Source organism: Bacillus kalamii (assembly GCF_047238185.1).
Taxonomy (GTDB): Bacteria; Bacillota; Bacilli; order Bacillales; family DSM-1321; genus Bacillus_AD.
Genome location: NZ_JBDFMI010000003.1, coordinates 109,374 through 128,305, shown reverse-complemented (window position 1 = coordinate 128,305; position 18,932 = coordinate 109,374). Strand labels below are relative to the sequence as shown.

Here is an 18,932-nt window from a genome sequence, read left to right as displayed (position 1 = left end):
AAAGGATCATTAAAAGTTCCAAATGATTATCAATTTTTGCTTTTTGAACATTTAGTAACAGGTGAATACACCAAGAACTATCATTATCATTCAGCCACACGAATGAGTGAGTATATAAAGTAAATCTTACGGCGGTGCAAGAAGGCGAGGTAGCGAAAGTGGAAAAATTGTTGATATTTCTTATGGTGTTTGCTTCTGCTCTCTATATATGGGGAAAAGATGTTGAAATTAGCATTATGGATAGAGCCTATCGTTCCGTTCAATATGGATTGGAGCATGCGGTGCATGATGGTGCATTGCAGATACAAAAGGATAGGGTGTCTTCAGGAAAGATATTGTTCGATAAGCTAAAAGCAGAACAAGCCATTGTGACTACCATTCGAAAGAATATACCCGTTGATTCGTCTCTTCGCCCTCTTTCATCTCCGTCTTTATTGAAAGAGCCTTTGCTTATACGAGACATAATCTATTTAGATCACGATTACATCGACCCGAAGACGGCGGCTGTCGTGAAGTTTCCGTTTATGTTCTCCTACACAATACCTAATGGTGAAGTGTTGGATCGAGCTGTATTCGGTCCTTCGATAGCGTTAGTAGTAGATGTATCCGTAAAAGGAGGTGACGGATATAAGACTTATGTAACGATACAGGAGTATAAAAAACCATAATTGGCTAAATTTTACTTGAATTATAGGGATAAAGTGGTATAATTAAATTGTAACAATTAAATGTTACAATTACAAAAAGGGGGGAAAGAGAAATTATGAAAAACAAAAAAGTATTTCTTTCATCATTAGCATTAGCTATTTCTGTTCCGGCGGTCGTTAGCCCAGTTATGGCATCTGCCAATTTTAAAGACGTGAGCAAAAGCTCTTATGCGTATAATGCAATTACTGAACTGTCAGCGAAGAAAATCATTCAAGGGTATGAAGGTGGATTGTTTAAGCCAAATGAAATCGTGACACGTGGTCAATTCGCTTCTTTCTTAGCACGAGCCTTGGAATTGCCTGCGTCTGATAGTGCTTTTAAGGATTTGCCTAAATCAAAATCCTTGTATGCAGATGTATCACGAGCCGCAGCAGCAGGGATTGTATTAGGGGATAAGAATGGCAATGTGTTTCCCGATAAACCTGTCACAAGAGCCGATGTGGCTGTCATGGTTGACCGCGCTTTACAATTAAAAGGGGATTATACCAAACAAGCTATCTTAGCTTTTAAAGATAAGGGGAATATTCCGAATTATGCGATTGAATCAGTGAAACGAATGGTGTACTACGGAATTATCGCTGGTCAATCAAACAATACATTTGGTGCACTGGAAAAAGCAGACCGTGCCCAATCCAGTGTGTTTACGTATAGAATGCTTCAATTAATAGAGAATGGCTCTGTAACACCACCTGTCGTAACACCACCAACGACTCCTGAAACACCTTCAAAACCTGACAATGGGAATACGGTAAAGCCTGCCAGTCTGAAAGGCTATACATACGCTCAATTGAAAAAGGAAGTGGGTACATGGGAGATTATCCAAAGAAGTGGTGGAGATGGGTCTATTACGGTTATTGATGCAGTCGAAGAAATGTATTATGACATTAAAAAATTAGATGATGATGCACCTGCTTTAAAATTGTCACCTAAAGAATTCTTTAAAAGTTATAAAGATTTGTTGTATGAAGGAGCTACTTATTATAATCAAGCTTATCCAAAATTTGAGTACACAGCAATAAATGGTATCCCATATCGACAATCAGAGTTTTATCCCGAATTTTTAAAAAATCCAAAATGGGTCGATGACATTACTTTAAACAATGTAATTCCTAATCCTTCAACAGAACAAGGGAAATTCTTGATTGACTTACCAACTTTAAATAAAGACGTGGTTACTTACGAGGATAAAAAAGTTCAAATTGAGAGAATGGACTTAATGGTGAAGAAAAGTGGGACAGAATATCTAGTGGATATTGCTAAATTATTTCATGACACTAACTATGTAAAAGTGACAAATGGGGGTTATTCAATTAGTTTTAATGGTCAAACTTTAACCTTAAATAAAGATAGTGTTAATGCTTCTTTAGATGGCAAAGCAGTGATTCTAAAAACAAAGATTCAGGTAAACAATGGCGTTGTCATGGTTCCTTTTAAATCAATTTGTGATGCTTTAGGAATTTCATGGAGAGAGATGGATTTTGGTCAAAGATTAGAACTTGCGAATTATCCACTAGAAAGAGGCATTTTTGGATGGGAGGAGTGAGATAATTAAATGCTAGGAAGGAAGATGAAGAAGTTCATTTCGAGTTTACTTGCGGCATTAATGTTGTGTAATTTCCTTCCTGCTATATCTGCTTCAGCAGCTTCCCAAAGTACAAAGTCATCTTCGCTTCCACCGCAAGCGAAAGATGACTCTCTTGATCCTGATTTAAATATGGTTTCAGGGAATGATTATAGTGATAACGTGAAAGGGAAGCCTGGAGCAAAAGGGGATAAATATACAATTAAACATCCGACAGACGCTGCATTAGGTCTAGATGATTATATGAATGACATGAATTGGTATGTAGACGTTCAAGGATATTCAAATAAGACTACATTAAAGAGAAAACGTATTAAGATGATGCCATTACTAAGGCCTATTCGAGACGGTTCATTAGGAAGATTAATAGCATTACCAAGTGATTTAGATTACTGGACAAAGAATTTTAATGGAAATAAAGAATTCGTTAGTGACAGAAATAAAAGCTTTCCGATGAAAATAGTGAATAATAAGACCAAGAAAGAGATATATCGGCTTTATATACGTGATTTAGCCATGTGGTCGGGGGCAACCGTTCAAATTTTAGGTACAGGTTATTTTGATGAAGGACAAGGAAATGAACTAAGCACCGCCCTGGTCACTACAACTTCCTATCCGGATGCAACTGTAAGTGTTCCTGCAAAAGCAAAAATAGGAGAAACACTTAGCATTGAATATACGGGGAAGGAATTTTATCCTGAGCGAGAATACTCTAAGAGAAAGTATATTGGCTTTACATTAAAAGTAAACGATAAAGTCATTAAAAGCTCTTATCGACAAGATAAGCAGTTTAATCTTTCTGAAGAATACAAATTTGATAAAAAAGGGACGTACAAAATATCATTAGTCGTAACTGACCAAGTCAATCGTTCCTTTACAGCCACAAAGACAGTAGTGGTAGGTGATGATGCTCCACCGCCTGCCGCAGATAATAAACCACCTGTCGCTGATGTCAATGTGCGCCCATTTTATTACTGGCCGGAAACAGTCGATATTTCAACCACAGCTTACGATCCAGACGGGGAAATCGCGAATGAAGAATTATCCGTTGATGGGGAACCTATCGACGGAAAACAATGGAAGTCGCCGAGGGTTACTGAAAAGATTCCGCATAACGTGTATTATACGGTAACGGACGATGCGGGGGCTACAGCCGATGCATCCGATGAGTTTGAAATATGGCCGACCACTCCAATAGCAGCAGCCACAATGGATGGCACACTAAAGGAAAATCGAGCTGTTTCATTTGATGCGAAGGCTTCCGATTTAAAGTCACCCATTGAGGTTGCACCGATTGATTACAATTTAACGTCATGGGAAATCGTTCCGATTAGTGAAGGGTTGAGCAAAGATGATATAAAATATCGTCCTAGTTCCGATCCATCCATTAAACAGGTCCTTTTCAAAAAGAAAGGGAAATACGAATTGCATTTAACCGTTACAAACGTCTTTGATGAGACGAGTGAGGTTTATGTAAAAGAATTGGATGTAGCGCCCGATGTGGAACCAATCACCCGTTTTACGGTCGATAAATCCGTTTACCTGCGTGATAACGATGATGGTCAGTATGCAACCATCACTCTAAGAGATGATAGTGTATCCACTGACGGCGATAGCATTGGCCAACGAATATGGTATGTGGAATTTGATGCAAATAATGATGGGGTGTTTGGTACGGCTGCCGATGGCGGGAAGCAGGTCATTTCAAGCAGCAATGAACGGACGATTACGTACAAAACCAAACATGTGGGGCACTATCGTTTTTCTTTATATACGAAAGAAAAGTTCGGAGAGCCAACCTATGAAGAATTTATTCAGCCCCAAGATTACCGGACCGACGATTCAGATATCATCGATAAGAATGGATCAGTCAATGTGTATATGAAACCTGAGAATTTTAACATACCGACAGCTGATAAGGCGATTGAAGTTAATAACGTGCCTCCTATTATTGATTTTGGGGTAAAGAGACAAAATTCTGTTCATGTGGCACTTGATTTCGGAGGAATGGACGAAGCTACCCTTGAACATAAAACAGGTTCTAGACCCGGAGGTGGAGTGAATAATGGAGGCGGTGGTGGTTCGTATAATCATTACTACTATTCTATTAACCAAGATGCCAAAAATCAATTAACGGCCTATGCAGGTTCCCTAGAGTCCGATTTACGGATGAAAGGGATTGATGCCAAGATTGACATTAACAATACCTATTACCATGAAAATGATTTGGACGGGGAATGTGTTTTAAATATCCCCATATGGGGCTATGTAGATCATGGTTATTATGTCTATGATTCTTATAGTGGCACGTCACCTTACAGTGGCAGTTGGGAAGTAACATCATCTTCATCAGAGCCTATTATCGAAGTAACCTGGTGTTATTTGGACAACTCGGCTAACGGAGGACAAATCCACTCCCATGCTCCACCTTGTACGGACGGCTCTAATGCCATTTATGGACAAACAGGTACGAAATATACGGCTTCCTTGCGTAAATGGATATCGGATTACCGGTTTGAAATCACTGGTTATACGAATTCTGGATGTAATTCAGAGGAGAAAGTAGACACCACCGATTTTACAACTGAGATTAATAAATTTACATTTAATCATTCAACGTATAAGTATTATTTCAGAATGGACAAGAACCAATGGACATGGGCGAATAACTCATCCAAACGAAATCAGCTAATCAACAAATTACGTAGTGATAACGCCTTCTTTTGGAGTAATTCAAACGGCTCCTTACGGAGCGATGCACAAAGTATCATCAATAGCATAGGGCAAGGGACCTTTACTCAGTATTCGGAAGATTACCTGCAGTCCAATGTGGAGAAGGTACGCACCGAGTTGATTAACAAGTTTATGATGGAAGAAAATCCGGAATCCATGACGATTGTTCTTGGTGATAAAGTTGACTATACCACTAAGTATACTGATTTTGAGAACGATCCTGAAATCCAACGAGAATGGAAATTTATCCACGGTCCAACTTCGGTAAATGGTCGAGTCATTGATTCTCAGCCGGATAAACCAATTGCTCAAAGTGGTTTGTATATTAGTTCTCCAATGCAGCTAAATGAAGTGGGAACATATACGGTCACTTTACGTGCGAAGGATAACCCCTTATCAAATGTAGGCAATGATACGCGATTCTCCAATTACAAGAAATGGTCCGATGAAGAAACGGTTCGAGAATTTAAAATTAACGTTCATCGGCGACCAATCGCTGATTTCACGTATACGATTGAGCCTGGGACATTGAAATTAACCTTGGACCCGAATACCTCATATGATCCAGATCATCGTTATAATTGGGCAGAATTAAAGATTGCTGAACGTGGCATTGTGGAATACACGTGGGAGAAGTATGTAGTAGATGGAGTGGAACATCAAGGTGAACCACCTAAGGTGTTGCAGCCTTACAAAGATTATTTTGTGACCTTGCGTGTGAAAGACGTTGATGGTGCATATGGAACCGTCACCAAGCATCTATCAACAAAAGAAGTGAATCTAAAGCCAGTCGCTTTATTTGACGCTCCAGACGTTGTTCTGGATGATACTCGTCTTGATGTACCGGATACCCAGGATTACATCCAAGATCGAAGTTATGACCCGAATGGAGATCCGTTGACAAACTATAATTGGACGATTAAGAAACAAGGTGATAATCGGATCTTATGGTCCAGCTCGAACTATCCTACCAGCTTTAAAAGCATTGGATTAGGAGAAGGAAAGTATGTGATTGGATTAACGGTATGGGATATTCCTAAATATCCGCCATCCTTACAATCGGAACTTTATGAAAGACCGATACAAGTGGTTCATAATAATCCGCCAAATTCCTGTTTTGAACTAAGTCCTGGTGCTATTTCAACCTCTAGTATTTCTTGTACAGATGGAATGGAAAGCCCTCATACCTTGTTTGTAGATGCTTCGACCATTTATACAGATAAGTCATCCGATCCGGATGGCCATCCATTGATCAACTATTCGTGGGACATTGAAAAGTTGAATGAGAAAAATGAAGTCACTCAAAAATGGAATACAGGTTCTCCACCTACGGATTTCAGTATCTTTGGAGGAGTCGGAAAATACAGAGTCACTCAAACGGTCTTTGATTTACCACCTGCCCCATTACGCTCGTTAAGTGGAAAACTATCCAAGATTTACAATGTGATATTAGGGCCGCAGGCACCATATGCCATGTTTGATTATTCTCCATTGTTGCCTATTGGCGGAGATACGATTCAGCTACATGACCAATCATGGGATGAAGATGGCACCGTTGTAAAGTGGGATTGGGAAATTACAGCTCCCAATGGCCAAAAAAACATTACACATGAGCAACATCCCAAAATATCGAATGCACAAGTGGGGACATACAAAGTATCCTTGCATGTTTGGGATGACACCAAGCCAGATAGCTTACGTTCCAAATTGCCGGCCTATAAGGAAATTGTGGTCAGTGAACCACCACCCAATAAGCCGCCAGTGGCGATGTTCGTTTGGAAACCATTTCAGCCATTTTTGGGAGAAGAATTCAAATTAGATCCGGATGGATCCTATGATGTAGATGGTAAAATTGTTTCTTATCAATGGGATATCCGATCAAAAGAGGGAACTGTCACACATAGTAATACTAGATATCCTACATTGACCGCAACCTCTGAGTATTATGATGTCACGCTAACGGTACGTGATAATGATGGGGCTACTGATAGTGTGACACATCGAATTAAGGTGAATATCGCCCGATTAGTACCGTTGGTCACACATATGGAGGAATGGAAGAAATACTGGGTATCTGAAGGACAAGACCCTGACGTGAATATTTTCCTTGCTGGAGAAAGGTTCGTCATTCGCTTGAAAACGACACCAGCCAATCGAGTAGAAGGAAAAGTAGACTTTGGTGGTGTAGTAGGTGAAATAGAGATACCAAGCACATCCTTTAAGTTAGTGAGTACTAGCCAGTATGAGTACATTTGGGAAACTGAACTGTGGCGCGATGATTTCGATAGAATCGCAGATGGGGAATACAACTTTGAATTTAAGGGATATCATCCAGTCAATAACCCTTATGTGGAGTCCAAAGGGAACTATTTAATTAAAATCCAAGGGAGTATCTATGAGGCTTTAAAATTCCATAGAAATTACTAACTGCTGCTAGATAAGTACATGATGTGGATTAAGCTATTCGTTCCCCTGAAGGTGAACGGGTAGCTTTTTCTTATACAATTATTAAAGGGCAGGTGGCAATGTGAAAAGAAAAGTAGTATTGAGTCTTAGCATTTGTGGGTTATTGTTATCAACGCCTCTAGCAAGCGCTGAGACGCTTTTAAATGATGAGTCAACTCAATCTATTAAGCAGATTGAAAGTCAACTACAGAAGCAAAATGAGGACATAGAGCACATAACATCACAGCAAGATCAACTAAAGATAAAAATACATGATTTTGAATTAAAAATTCAGGGCCTACAGATTAATAAGGTCCAACAAGAATCTGAAATCCTTAACCTAAAAAGAAGCATTAATAATTTAGAGGGTGCTGTATATGAAGTGGAGACAAGTATAGAAAAACGAAAAGAGATGTTTAAAAAAAGGGCGCTGTCTTTACAGGATGAAGATCGTTCAATGGCTGTATTGCGCATTATTCTAAATGCGGAAAGCTTTTCTGATTTTTTAGGTCGATTAGGAGCTGCTTCCACAATCATGGAAAATGACCAGGCGATGGTCGATCAATATGAAAAAGAACAAAAACGGCTGAAGGTACTTAAAGATGATAAAGCGAAGAGACTGGAAGAAGTTAAGAAGGAAAATGAGAAGCTGAAGGCTATTGAACAAGAGTTATTAGCCGAAAAAGCTGAACAAGAAGGTCTCATCAATAAACTAGAAAAATCAAAATTAAATAAAATCTTAAGTAAGCAGCAACTGGAAAACCGGCGATTGGAACTGGAACGTGAACGCCAAGCGTTGGAAGAAAAACAGCAAATGGAATGGCAGCAACGTCATCAAGTGAATGTTTCCTCACCTGTCGCTTTTTCGGCTACAGGCTATGACGTACGTAACATATCAGCTGTGACGGCTGCGCAAATTGATGCAATGTTAGAGGGACGGTTAAAGGGATATGGAGGTAAGTATTATGAGGTTGGCCATAAATATAATATAAATCCGGCCTTTTTAGCCAGCATTTCAATGGCAGAAACAGGTGGTACGGACATTGACGATCGGAATAACGTCGGGGGTCTCATGAAACCAGGGAAAGGCAAAATGTCCTTTACGTCGATTGATGATTGCATTGAATACATGGGGCTTTTATTAATTCGGATGTATATAAACGATGGCTTAGTGACTGTGGATCAGATTCATACTAGATATTCTCCGGATGGGGCTGACAATGATCCTAATAACCTTAATTCGAATTGGGTGGCCAATGTTTATAAATTCATGAGAAAAGCAGGTGTGTCAATCTAAAAAAACATTGATAAATCAACGTTTTCAGGCCTTTCGATAGGTTAAATATGGTATAATTATAGAGTAACCAAATATTGAACGGGTGGGAGGTTGCCCACCTTTTCTTTTCAGATTGGAAAAGGAAGGGGGTGACCGATATGGACCAATTTTTAATTGATTTGCTACATACTATTGTGATTACAATAGTGACAGCTACCATAACACAGTTTATTACTTACTGTTTTAGGCGGCTTGATGGCAAAAAAGGCAAAAAGAAAACCACCCGTAAGCCTGCGAAGCGAGGGCGGTCTTCTAAATCATAATTTTTAAGGCAACCTCTCACTCGTGCAAGGTTACACCAGTTAGACGGGATGTTGGTGCATCTCGTCTTTCCTTATTTATATGTTTATTATAGCACAATTTATACTGTTTTATAACTTTTAAGTCAATAAATTGTGATAAGTTGTTTTGAGTCAAAAAGGATTTTTATCTATAAATAAAGGAATAAAAACTATATAAATCGATCCTAAAAAAAGAATCCAAAAAAATGTAGAAGAAATTCTTTTTTTGAAGATGCTGCCACCTTTGGAAAGACCAATTGCTAATGAATATAAGAAAAATATAAAGTATGAAATTCCAAACCAGTTAACCCAAACGTTACCCGAGAGAGAAAAGCCCGAATTTTCATATATGTATTTCAAAACGTATATGGTGAAAAGTAAGCCTAGTGCTAACGACAAAAGTATTTCTAAAGATAGAAAGCTTGCTTTTTTAAATTCACTCAATTTGATCTTCTCCTTAATTAATGAAACGTCATAATAATAAATTTATATTCAAATGTTTAGAACGTATGTCCCAATTATTGGAAAATAAAAAAGCCTGAATTTAAATATTCACAGGCTTTTTTATTTTGAAAGTACTGATTAAGTTTTAAAAGCTAATCCAGCCGCCTGTTGCCCAATCACTGCGAGTTGATTCAACCTTATAATACTTTGTGCTTCCACCGTTGGCTTTAATAAACAAATGAACGGTATCATTAATGAAGCCTAAAGATCCAGAGGCATATGCTTTCCATGAAGCTCTGCCTATAGCCCAAGAACCCTCGAGGTATCCTTTCCCAACTAGTTCAGTGAAAATTACAGCTGGATTGAAGTTGCTTAAACTACCGTAATTATCGGTTACTTCTGTAGCTGTAGTACCTGAATAAGCAAAGGTAACGTAACTAGAAAGAGTTGTTGTTTTTACTCCAAGAACATATAAAGAATAAGTGGAGTGACTATTTTTATATGTGGCATACGGTGTTATATCAGATAGTGTGCTCTCCACCTTAAGTTGAGCTTTGATATCTACACCATCTAAATTCACGGTTTTTTCATTATTACTGGATGAAACGGCATCCATAATTTTTATATAATTTTCAGGTTGCAAAGCAAATAAATACTTTTCTTGTTGATCTTTACTTAAATTATTAAAGTCATCTAAAACCGCAATGGCATTTGAATCTGTTGAACTTTCATTCTTTAAGTAAGAAATATAATTTTCAACTGATTCAATGGCTTTCAGTCCCTTATCTGTATCAGTTTTTGATACCGATTCAGCCTGTGCAAAACTACTTCCAAAACAGGATAATGCTAATACAAGAGCAGCAATAAACCAAAAAAATTTTTTCATTTTTCCTTCCTCCTTTTTCATTTAAAATTTATTATTGGTCTTTATCATTGAGTAATTGTGATGACCAAGGATAATAACCAATATTTTACATATTAACTAATTCTACATATGTAAATATTTACCTTTTAAATAAGTGAATTTATTTGTTTTATAAAAATTAGAAATTAAAGCATGTAAGAACTGCTAGAAGGAATCGAATATGAGAAAGTTTATTAAAAACTAGCGAAAGAGTAATGTATGGCTTTGTTTAATAAGCAAATAAAAAAGACAAAGAACGTAAATAGCCTTTGTCTTCTTGTTTGTGTTCAATTTGTTGATTTTATTGATAATTTCAAGTGGTGCATTGATTCATTTAATATCTCCAATTTTTCTTCTGCAGCCTCTTTTGTTTGGAAAATGATTGGCTGATCATCCTCTTCATGCGTTAAGATAAAATTTTCCCCCTCTATAACGTATCCATGGAGTTTATCCAAAGTTACCCCTTCTTTCTTATTATGTATTTGAAGTAATTATAACAACAAGTAAAGCAATAAGTGGTATTAAGATGAAACCAATAATTTCAAGAAAATGAAGTGTAATAAGGTATTTTATAATTCCTGTTCTTATATTGTTGGTTTTACAATACAAATATGCATACTCGTTTGCGTCCTTTTCTTTGGGACTACGTAGATAATTAAGCGATTTCTCAATAGTATAAGAAAAGATAAAAGTCTCTTTTTGATATTGATAAACATGTCGAAGCTCATGTGCTAATGTACCAACCTTCTTCTTGTCCAATATCCAAACAACCCCTGTCGAACCTTCAGAGCAATTTCCCCAGAAAAATGTGCCACTTGGATCGTTAAATAAAAGACGAATAATTAATAAAATTCGTGAAATTGTTGAAGCTCCTTCTTCTTTATATTGCTCCTTGATGGCTTTCTTCCCAATAATGAATGTTGGTGGATCAATGTTTAGTTCTGTTAGTATCTTTTGTTTATGGTCTTCAAATAATTTCTCTACCTCATTTTGCTTTATTTTTTTATTAAGTCTTTTATTTTTTATTATTTTCATGAAGTTTCCCCTTATTCATGAACGGTCTCTACCTGTTTTAAATAATTCTTACATGTATCAATGTGCCAATACTTAGAGGTACCCACCAATAGATCCTCTTTAGGGATATGCCCCCTTTCGTAGTATGTTCTTAGCTTCATCCGAGAATATTTAAGACCATTTTTTGAAAGGAATTGTGCAAACTGTGCTTGATTCAAATAATCTTCTAAGGAGTTATCTCGAAAAAATAAAAATGATGAATCTTTGATCAAATATGTATCTTCCTTAAAAAAGATGTAAATTAATTCGAGTGCAAGTTGCAGCCATTCTCCTTCTAGATTCCTGTAAAGTGAGTTTAAATCAAAATTGTTTTGGTCAGGTTTTTGAAAATACCAAGCTAATTTAAGGAAAGTCTGCTGGGTAGAATCAAGTGATTGTAATGTTTCTTCAGCCATTAGAATACTTTCGTAAGATTTTAAATGTACTTTTAGGTTTGGAAAGTGTTCAATTATTACTTCGGTTGCTTTGGTCATATACTTTATCTCCTTTTGTATACATTGTATATATATTATCCCATTTATTGTGTACAATGTACACAATAAAAATGGCTAATATAGGTAAAATGGATATGTTTGTTTCGTTGAGGAAATTTGTCATCAAACGACTTTAATAAAGTTTAGGGTGGTTTAAAATACTGTCAGTTTCAAAACTGATTTGTTCTTATAAAATTTAAAGATGATAAATGATGGGGGTGGGTTTGATGAATAAAGAAGAGTCTTATTGGGGTGAACATCAAAAAGAAAATGCAAAAAACGAACCAAGTATCTACGATGAAATGATATTGGTGCCATGGAAGATAAAAGATATAGAGATCAAATTAGAAATGATTAAGGGTGATCTGGACAACATAGAAATTCTTCGTGCACGTCAATATGAACAGCTTACTAATGTGGAGAAACTGTATAAAGAATATATGGTGAATAGTGACTATCCAGGATATAAAGAGATGCTCAAGAAAAAAGGACATTCTGTTGTAGAAGCAACTAGTCTCCAACAAGGAAAAATATTAAAAATTCGGTTGGACTATATATTACCAAAGTATCAAAAAAACAAAAATAATAAATTCGCCTTCTATGAAGCATTACAAGATGTATATAGGAAAGATATTCTTGAGTGTATTTATTTGAAAAGAGAAAGCCTCCCCTCTTTTAAAAAATCTGAAAAAGTTTTCATTCTGATTGTGCAATATTTTAATAGCAGGATAATTGCAGATTTAGACAATAGGTTTCATTCAATTATCTTTAACTCTTTACGTTCAGCCCTGGTGATTCCGGATGATAATTGGAAAAGGTTATCTTATATGGAAGATGGCCGGTTATGTGAAAGCAAACCTTATACTGAAGTGTTCGTTGGGGATTATAAGAATATGCTTTTGATTATTCAAGAAAGCAAGCTTCTTTAACAAACATAAGTTCAATAGTATTTTAGTAGTCTATTAGCTTAAGAAAAATAGCCGATTTAACACTAGTTTTTGGCAGTCTATTATGAGAGCCCATTAAAAAATGTTAATAGACCTCTAATAAGACAAAATAAAAAAGCTGTATAACCTTTAGTTTAATGGGTTTTTTTGAAAAAATCGTTACCTTTTGGGGATTTTGAAATTTTTTGAAGATATTAGACTGCTGAATTCCACTAGGCGTATAGGGTTGTTGGAGTTTCTTAGGGGTAACAAAATTGATTTTTGCTTCGGGTAAGTTGGGCGAGTGTTACCCCGTAAACGAGTAAAACTAGAGAAATAAAGCATTACCCCGGCTAACGAGTCTGCTGAATGAGTGAATGAGAGAAAGATTTGAGAGTTTACTCGAGGATCTTGAAGGAATGGAACGAATGGTTTGTGCACTCCATGCAAAGATATGTGGGGTTGGGATTTGCATATTTACGAAAGGGAAATTGGAAATTAGCGAGATGCTGAGAGAGTGAAATGATGGATAAATCCCGAATAGAACGAGGGAAGTATGGAGTGGGTACCGGGCCTATTTTATGCGAGGAAAGGATGTTCAAAATGGGGGTAAAGCAGGAAAGGATTTATGATCAAAATGATGTATTATACGAAATTTACCGTATGAGAGGATTAACAATTGGTCAGTTGTGTGAGGTGATTTTTCACAGTAAGCATTATGCGTACAAATTCTTGAAACGTTTAAAAGACAAAGAGTATTTAACAGATTGGATGGATATGAATGGGAAGAAACGAGCTGCAAAGATATATATGTGTACTGATAAGGCAATATATGCTCTTAGAAAAGCTGGATACATAGATAACGGCATAGAAGCGCGCTATAATGCTCCACTTAGAGAAAAAATGAAGTATACAGTGCTGACTAATGAAGTGTATGCAGCTATGATGCCCTATGGAATTCATATGTTGGATTCTCGTGAATGGAAACGAATTTACGAAATGGATAGGAATGCACTAGTTAGAGGAGGCTTGCGAATGGCTGACGGGCGGGAATTGGCACTTTATCTCTTTTTTAGTGAAAATCAATTAAGTGGAGCAAAATTAACTGCGGCCTTATTAAAAAAATTTCAGCATGAAATATTAAAATTTGCTCAATCAAATAGAATTGCAGTAATTTGTTATGATGAAAAAATATATAAAACTGTAGTAGATGAAATCACAAAGCATCCTAATTTAATGGTATTCAAAGAGTTATTAATCATCCCCTTCGGTAAAGATGATTTTGGGTATCATTTGTTACATTTAACTAGAAGTAATGTTGAACGTAGATCTGATTTAGAAGAAATTTTAAACGCTCGTTTATATGACAACCACCCTTCTCTAGCTGGTAATAAGCAAAATTTTGCTGGATATGTTGCTGACTATGGGAGTCATGAAACGTACATAGTGGATTTTCTAAGCATGAACTATCCAGTCCTGCACCATTTGATGACGCATTATCATCATGAGAACTTTGTTAAAAATGGTCGTGAAGTTCAAATTGTATGTTGGAAAGCCAGTGAGAAGGAATTAGAACGGAAATTTGCTCGTTATCCTCATGTGAAGGTTATTTCTGTATCATTAAGAGAAATTAAAGACAAATATATGCCGAGATTGGGGAAAAGGAAGTTGCATGAACTTATATGAGCCTCGGCTTTGTTAAAGATTGTGTATATTCAATCCTGATGTTACAATTAATTGAAACAATGATAGTGAGAGGAAGATTAAAGTGGATTATTCTTACGTTGATTTAGAAAAAAATATGACCTTCACAGATGATCAATTACACTATTTTAGACATAAACTTGATGAGAATTCTATACGTTGCTTAAGGTTGGTGGCTGAAGCTACAGGTCCTTACGGACTCTTGCGTACTAAAATGCCGGACTTTAAAGAAAATCGGCGTATCTATGATATGGGATTTAACACCTTAGAATCACAAGGTTTTATTCGCTCTGAGGGTTTTGGAAACATGAGACCTTATTTTATAACCGTTCGGGGTGAACAGCTTCTTAAATTGCTAGCGAATGAAGAAAAGTGACAATATAGAAATCCAAAGCCAGCCTCTTTATATAGATGACTGGCTTTTTACTTAATTGATATTATTATCCCGTCAAATTAGAAATCTATTTCATCAATTTCTTCTTCGATCCCGCCGACGATTGTCTTAGATACCTTTAATTCGCCCTTTGGGATGATTTCTGGTTCAATGGGTACCTTCGTATTAGGTTGGATTGTTAGAGAGCTTGAGTGCTTAATTTGAGCCTTTAAATCGGTCATTTGTTTTTCAACACTATCGACTTTAGATATTAGTATAGTTAGATGATCAATTAACTTATCCATCATTACTTCTTTTTCCACCAAGCTTACTATATAAGGAGTCAGCCTTCTAGTGGCACCCAATTGTTCAAGCTTGTCGTATACGTCTTCTGGCATTTTGTTACCGGTTAAAGTCAATCTCTTTTGCTCTTTCATCGGGCAACCCTACTTCACTTGTTTTTTCGTTCGTTCAAGCTCAATATCTCAAGTGCGGTTACATTAAGAGTACGGGCAGCTGGACGGAATACTTCAGAAGAGTCCTCTGTAATTAACTCATTCAAAATGTGATGATTATTTTCTGCAATATCTTCATTTGTCATTCGTTCTACGCAGTCTTTAATATAAGGAGCTAAGATTGGTGCTAATCCTCCAAAATAAATATATTTAATGACGCCCTTTGAACTGCTGAATGTTTCCATCACCTTGTATACAAGTAAATCAGCGTATTCTTGCAGCATTTCAGTGATTGGTTCAGTTAAATCGTATTTTTTCCCTGTATTAGGGTTTTTTAGAATGTATTTCGAATTAGTATAATTCTCAACAATAAAAGTTTCTAGAGAACGCAAATCGGAAAAACGTTCAATTAGTTTTTCTTTTAGAAGTTTTTCTAAACGCCCTAAGAATGGTTGGATTTGGATGACTTGAAAGCTATCTTTTGATACAGGTGTAGACAAGCCTTTAGCCAGTCGGACAGCATCGGTAGATCCCCCACCGATATCAATTAACACGGTCTCAACGTCATCAAATTTTTTGGCTTCAGCACGCTTTTCAATAATTGTTACATCTTTATCCATATCATTCGTAATTTTGTACTTTATTGCCCAGCGTCCTACTTCACTTTCTATGTAACATTTAGCATTTTCAACTTTTATAGTAAGTTCTGTCTCCATACCGGCTGTAAGCAATGTAACCTTGTGCTCTCCGATAAAACGATTCGCCATTTTTGATTGGCCGTTTGAGAACTTTTCTTCCTTTTTCAGAAGCCATATTGGTAACATCATTTTCATTTGGTCAATTTCAATTTCTGCTACATTTTCGCCATTAGGATTTTTCACTTTGTAGTAGTATGCCATTGCTGCCAGGAAAATAACATAGGGAATATCACTTTTGATTTTATCGTGCATTTGGCCAACGTGTGCATTTGCATATGGATTGTTTTTGGCGATATTACCCACTAAGAAGTAACGATCCTCACCATCTATATTTGTTGAAATTAGCAGTCTATCTAATAGATCCTCTACATCTTCTACTTTATTTGTAAAAACGCTATTTGCCTCTTCTTTAGATAACTCTGCCACACACGCTAAAATTTCATAGTAAAAGCTATCGGCTAAAAAATTGTCAGTTGAATTCCCGAAATCGGCGTTTAATCTCTCTATTTTCATTCATTTCCACTCCTTGTTATAATTCAAGTCAACAACGTTGTTGATTATTGATATAATTATCTCATATTCAGCATATAAATCAATAGAATTTCTGTATTAAACTCACAACGTTGTGTATTTAAATGGTAGTTCAATGATGCTGCTTGGATTTTAGTACACAACATTGCGTATTTGTGAGTTGTATTGTTGCTGCAAATGTACTCATGAAGATTATTTGCGGAATAAACTACTAAAAAAGCCTTTTTTCTCTTTGGTAGTTGAAATTGTGTCTTTCATAGTCTCATACTCATCCAATGCTTTATTCCGCAGTTGAACTTCTAATTTAAGGTTCTCACTTAAATTCGCGTTTTCATTCTTGACTTCCTGCAACTCTTTCTTCGTTTCAACTAATTCTTGGGTTATTAATTTGAGTTGATTGACTAATTCCATATTAAAATCTCGAATATTATTAGTTGCTTCTAATACTTCTGCTGTTTTCTCATAGTTTTTCTCTAATTGCTTCTCGATTCTAGTTTTGGTTTGATCCACTATAAATTCGGTTTCTATCCCTCTGAACGCCATTTCGGCAGCGTCCCAATCCATTTTTTTATCTACAATTAACTTTTTTAACTGTAACACTTCTTCGATATTTTCTTTTGTATATCTACGATGCCCCTTTTTTTCACCTAAGGTCCACTCTGTATCCAGATTAAATCGGTTAGCCCACTTATTCAGTGTGGAACTTTCTACACCGGTGATTTTACTTACTTCTTTTGGTTGGTAAAGTGTCTTTTCTTCGAATTCCACGATTTAAAACCTCCTTTAATAGTTTGTTATTGAAAAATATCCTTTAAAACCTAGTGTTAAAATGATTTGCGAATTTAATTGATTCTTGTTTTTAAAGTAATATGCCTTCTTGGTTTGTTTATTGTTTTTTTTGAGATAAAAGAATATTTTTCGAGAATTAAATAAAATGAATTTAAACGAAAGTTTATTTGATTCCTATTATATAGGAGTTTATATGATTTGAGAATTTGATTCGTTCGCAATTTTTAAAAGAACTTCATTTCTCGTATTGTTTCTGGATTTACAAAAGAGTGAAATCTATATAAAAAATTGAGAATTAATGCGCGAATTTTTCTGAGATTTATTTTGAGGAATCGCTATTTTAGTAATATAAGAAGATGCTACTTTTTATATTATCGCACTTTATTTGTTGATTTATCAACGCTTATCAAGAATCAGGAAAATGATTGATTCTTAAATTATAAAAAGGTAATGATTCCTACTTTTTTTCTTGAATGATAATTTGTTTGAGATTTTAGAATTTAACAAGGGTTGTAAGCTTTTCGAAGGTTATGTATAACAAAAATTGAATAATGACGATAAACCAAAGAGAATCTGGATTTTAAATTTTAAATTCTATTTAGATCCTCAGATACGTAGGGATGTGGGAATGTTATGAAAAAATGAATATCGAAATGCTTGAACAGCATAAGAAACTAATTGTTAAAGAGTTAATGCTTGAAAATGTTCCACCTGTTTTATATAAAGAAGAAGCAGTACAATTTTTGAAAGAGCATGTAGATAAGTATAAGTATAGTATTCCAAAAGGCCTTCAGGGGTATTTTTGTTATGAAAACATCCCTGATCTTTTTAAAGAAACTGGTGTTGTTTGTATTATTAAAGGTAAAAATCCCATAGGGACAATTGCCCATGAATTGTGTCATGCTAAACAATATGAAAATCATAATGCATGGCTTCATATGGGACCTATGAAAAAGGCTTTGTATTATTGGGGATACTATTTTTATCCTGCAGAAATTGAAGCAAACTCTTATGCTGGAAAGTATCTCAAAAGTGTTAACCGTAAACTCTTTATAAGGTTCAAGGTGTCTCGAATAAAAGTGTTTTTGAGTACAAAAATTATTATGCTATTAATTCTGGGCCTCCTTATGGCTGCAACTTTGAAAATTATAATTTCGATGTAAATCCTTGAAAAATCCTTGAAAGCTGACTAAAAAAGGTCAGCTTTTCATTATTGTCAGTTACAATAAAGCCTCCTTCATATAATCTTTAGTTAATTCAGAGATATGGGGAGCGATAAAATGGATATAATCTTATTTCTTCTTAGATTATTCTTAGGACTAGTAGGAGCATTATATATTGTCAGTTTTGTGTATAGTTCAGCTAAACCTAACGGAAAAAAATATAAATTTATTTTGATGGGAATCATCAGTTTCGGATTTTCTGTCACTTTAAGCGCGATGGGGTATTAAATGAAATAGGGAAAAGGGGGCTGCC

18 protein-coding genes are annotated in these 18,932 nt (G+C 35.8%); 10 read left to right on the top strand and 8 right to left on the bottom strand.

What is annotated here, in order from left to right; all coding sequences use genetic code 11:
• Positions 1-158: 158 nt before the first annotated feature.
• From ABC357_RS17500 to ABC357_RS17480, 5 genes are all read left to right on the top strand, one after another.
• Positions 159-668 (top strand): hypothetical protein, encoded by a 510-nt coding sequence (locus tag ABC357_RS17500; RefSeq protein ID WP_412888891.1) that lies wholly within the window; start codon positions 159-161, stop codon positions 666-668.
• A 95-nt stretch (positions 669-763) separates the two neighbouring features.
• A complete protein-coding gene (locus ABC357_RS17495) occupies positions 764-2,251 on the top strand; it encodes an S-layer homology domain-containing protein (RefSeq protein WP_412888890.1) in 1,488 nt (495 codons plus the stop codon).
• Between the two features lie 24 nt (positions 2,252-2,275).
• On the top strand, positions 2,276-7,450 hold the full coding sequence (locus ABC357_RS17490; protein ID WP_412888889.1) for a PKD domain-containing protein: 5,175 nt from the start codon (positions 2,276-2,278) through the stop codon (positions 7,448-7,450).
• A gap of 100 nt (positions 7,451-7,550) precedes the next feature.
• On the top strand, positions 7,551-8,765 hold the full coding sequence (locus tag ABC357_RS17485) for a coiled-coil domain-containing protein (RefSeq protein WP_412888888.1): 1,215 nt from the start codon (positions 7,551-7,553) through the stop codon (positions 8,763-8,765).
• Positions 8,766-8,902: 137 nt separating this feature from the next.
• On the top strand, positions 8,903-9,067 hold the full coding sequence (locus tag ABC357_RS17480) for a hypothetical protein (protein ID WP_412888887.1): 165 nt from the start codon (positions 8,903-8,905) through the stop codon (positions 9,065-9,067).
• Between the two features lie 150 nt (positions 9,068-9,217).
• On the opposite strand, the gene ABC357_RS17475 is transcribed toward ABC357_RS17480, so the two are convergent.
• The 5 genes from ABC357_RS17475 to ABC357_RS17455 form a co-directional block, all read right to left on the bottom strand.
• A complete protein-coding gene (locus ABC357_RS17475; RefSeq protein WP_412888886.1) occupies positions 9,218-9,529 on the bottom strand; it encodes a hypothetical protein in 312 nt (103 codons plus the stop codon).
• Between the two features lie 145 nt (positions 9,530-9,674).
• On the bottom strand, positions 9,675-10,415 hold the full coding sequence (locus ABC357_RS17470; RefSeq protein WP_412888885.1) for a hypothetical protein: 741 nt from the start codon (positions 10,413-10,415) through the stop codon (positions 9,675-9,677).
• Positions 10,416-10,720: 305 nt separating this feature from the next.
• Positions 10,721-10,888, bottom strand: a complete 168-nt coding sequence (locus tag ABC357_RS17465) for a hypothetical protein (protein ID WP_412888884.1) — start codon at positions 10,886-10,888, stop codon at positions 10,721-10,723.
• A gap of 19 nt (positions 10,889-10,907) precedes the next feature.
• The gene (locus ABC357_RS17460; RefSeq protein ID WP_412888883.1) at positions 10,908-11,468 is read right to left on the bottom strand and encodes a hypothetical protein; all 561 of its coding nucleotides are present in this window, start codon (positions 11,466-11,468) and stop codon (positions 10,908-10,910) included.
• An 11-nt stretch (positions 11,469-11,479) separates the two neighbouring features.
• On the bottom strand, positions 11,480-11,980 hold the full coding sequence (locus tag ABC357_RS17455) for a hypothetical protein (protein WP_412888882.1): 501 nt from the start codon (positions 11,978-11,980) through the stop codon (positions 11,480-11,482).
• Between the two features lie 227 nt (positions 11,981-12,207).
• Between ABC357_RS17455 and ABC357_RS17450 the strand changes: the two genes are divergently transcribed.
• From ABC357_RS17450 to ABC357_RS17440, 3 genes are all read left to right on the top strand, one after another.
• Complete coding sequence (locus ABC357_RS17450) at positions 12,208-12,909, top strand: hypothetical protein (protein WP_412888881.1); 702 nt, start codon at positions 12,208-12,210, stop codon at positions 12,907-12,909.
• Positions 12,910-13,509: 600 nt separating this feature from the next.
• Complete coding sequence (locus ABC357_RS17445; RefSeq protein WP_412888880.1) at positions 13,510-14,592, top strand: MarR family transcriptional regulator; 1,083 nt, start codon at positions 13,510-13,512, stop codon at positions 14,590-14,592.
• Positions 14,593-14,674: 82 nt separating this feature from the next.
• The gene (locus ABC357_RS17440) at positions 14,675-14,986 is read left to right on the top strand and encodes a hypothetical protein (RefSeq protein WP_412888879.1); all 312 of its coding nucleotides are present in this window, start codon (positions 14,675-14,677) and stop codon (positions 14,984-14,986) included.
• 77 nt (positions 14,987-15,063) lie between these two features.
• Here the strand turns inward: ABC357_RS17440 and ABC357_RS17435 are convergent, their stop codons facing one another.
• From ABC357_RS17435 to ABC357_RS17425, 3 genes are all read right to left on the bottom strand, one after another.
• Entirely contained in the window at positions 15,064-15,420 is a 357-nt protein-coding gene (locus ABC357_RS17435; protein ID WP_412888878.1) for a hypothetical protein, read from the bottom strand.
• 14 nt (positions 15,421-15,434) lie between these two features.
• Positions 15,435-16,649: an Alp7A family actin-like protein gene (locus ABC357_RS17430; RefSeq protein ID WP_412888877.1), complete on the bottom strand. Its 1,215-nt coding sequence runs from the start codon at positions 16,647-16,649 to the stop codon at positions 15,435-15,437.
• Positions 16,650-16,859: 210 nt separating this feature from the next.
• Positions 16,860-17,435, bottom strand: coding sequence for a MerR family transcriptional regulator (locus ABC357_RS17425; protein ID WP_412888876.1), 576 nt, complete (start codon positions 17,433-17,435; stop codon positions 16,860-16,862).
• A 662-nt stretch (positions 17,436-18,097) separates the two neighbouring features.
• Between ABC357_RS17425 and ABC357_RS17420 the strand changes: the two genes are divergently transcribed.
• Both ABC357_RS17420 and ABC357_RS17415 read left to right on the top strand, forming a co-directional pair.
• A complete protein-coding gene (locus ABC357_RS17420; protein WP_412888875.1) occupies positions 18,098-18,619 on the top strand; it encodes a hypothetical protein in 522 nt (173 codons plus the stop codon).
• A 117-nt stretch (positions 18,620-18,736) separates the two neighbouring features.
• Positions 18,737-18,907, top strand: a complete 171-nt coding sequence (locus ABC357_RS17415; RefSeq protein ID WP_412888874.1) for a hypothetical protein — start codon at positions 18,737-18,739, stop codon at positions 18,905-18,907.
• Positions 18,908-18,932: the final 25 nt, after the last annotated feature.

Bases quoted from the DNA above. Each gene is read 5' to 3' on its own strand.
- ABC357_RS17455 (WP_412888882.1), bottom strand. From the start codon at position 11,980: ATGACCAAAGCAACCGAAGTAATAATTGAACACTTTCCAAACCTAAAA.
- ABC357_RS17450 (WP_412888881.1), top strand. From the start codon at position 12,208: ATGAATAAAGAAGAGTCTTATTGGGGTGAACATCAAAAAGAAAATGCA.
- ABC357_RS17490 (WP_412888889.1), top strand. From the start codon at position 2,276: ATGAAGAAGTTCATTTCGAGTTTACTTGCGGCATTAATGTTGTGTAAT.
- ABC357_RS17470 (WP_412888885.1), bottom strand. From the start codon at position 10,415: ATGAAAAAATTTTTTTGGTTTATTGCTGCTCTTGTATTAGCATTATCC.
- ABC357_RS17480 (WP_412888887.1), top strand. From the start codon at position 8,903: ATGGACCAATTTTTAATTGATTTGCTACATACTATTGTGATTACAATA.
- ABC357_RS17415 (WP_412888874.1), top strand. From the start codon at position 18,737: ATGGATATAATCTTATTTCTTCTTAGATTATTCTTAGGACTAGTAGGA.
- ABC357_RS17445 (WP_412888880.1), top strand. From the start codon at position 13,510: ATGGGGGTAAAGCAGGAAAGGATTTATGATCAAAATGATGTATTATAC.
- ABC357_RS17460 (WP_412888883.1), bottom strand. From the start codon at position 11,468: ATGAAAATAATAAAAAATAAAAGACTTAATAAAAAAATAAAGCAAAAT.
- ABC357_RS17430 (WP_412888877.1), bottom strand. From the start codon at position 16,649: ATGAAAATAGAGAGATTAAACGCCGATTTCGGGAATTCAACTGACAAT.
- ABC357_RS17495 (WP_412888890.1), top strand. From the start codon at position 764: ATGAAAAACAAAAAAGTATTTCTTTCATCATTAGCATTAGCTATTTCT.
- ABC357_RS17420 (WP_412888875.1), top strand. From the start codon at position 18,098: ATGAATATCGAAATGCTTGAACAGCATAAGAAACTAATTGTTAAAGAG.
- ABC357_RS17435 (WP_412888878.1), bottom strand. From the start codon at position 15,420: ATGAAAGAGCAAAAGAGATTGACTTTAACCGGTAACAAAATGCCAGAA.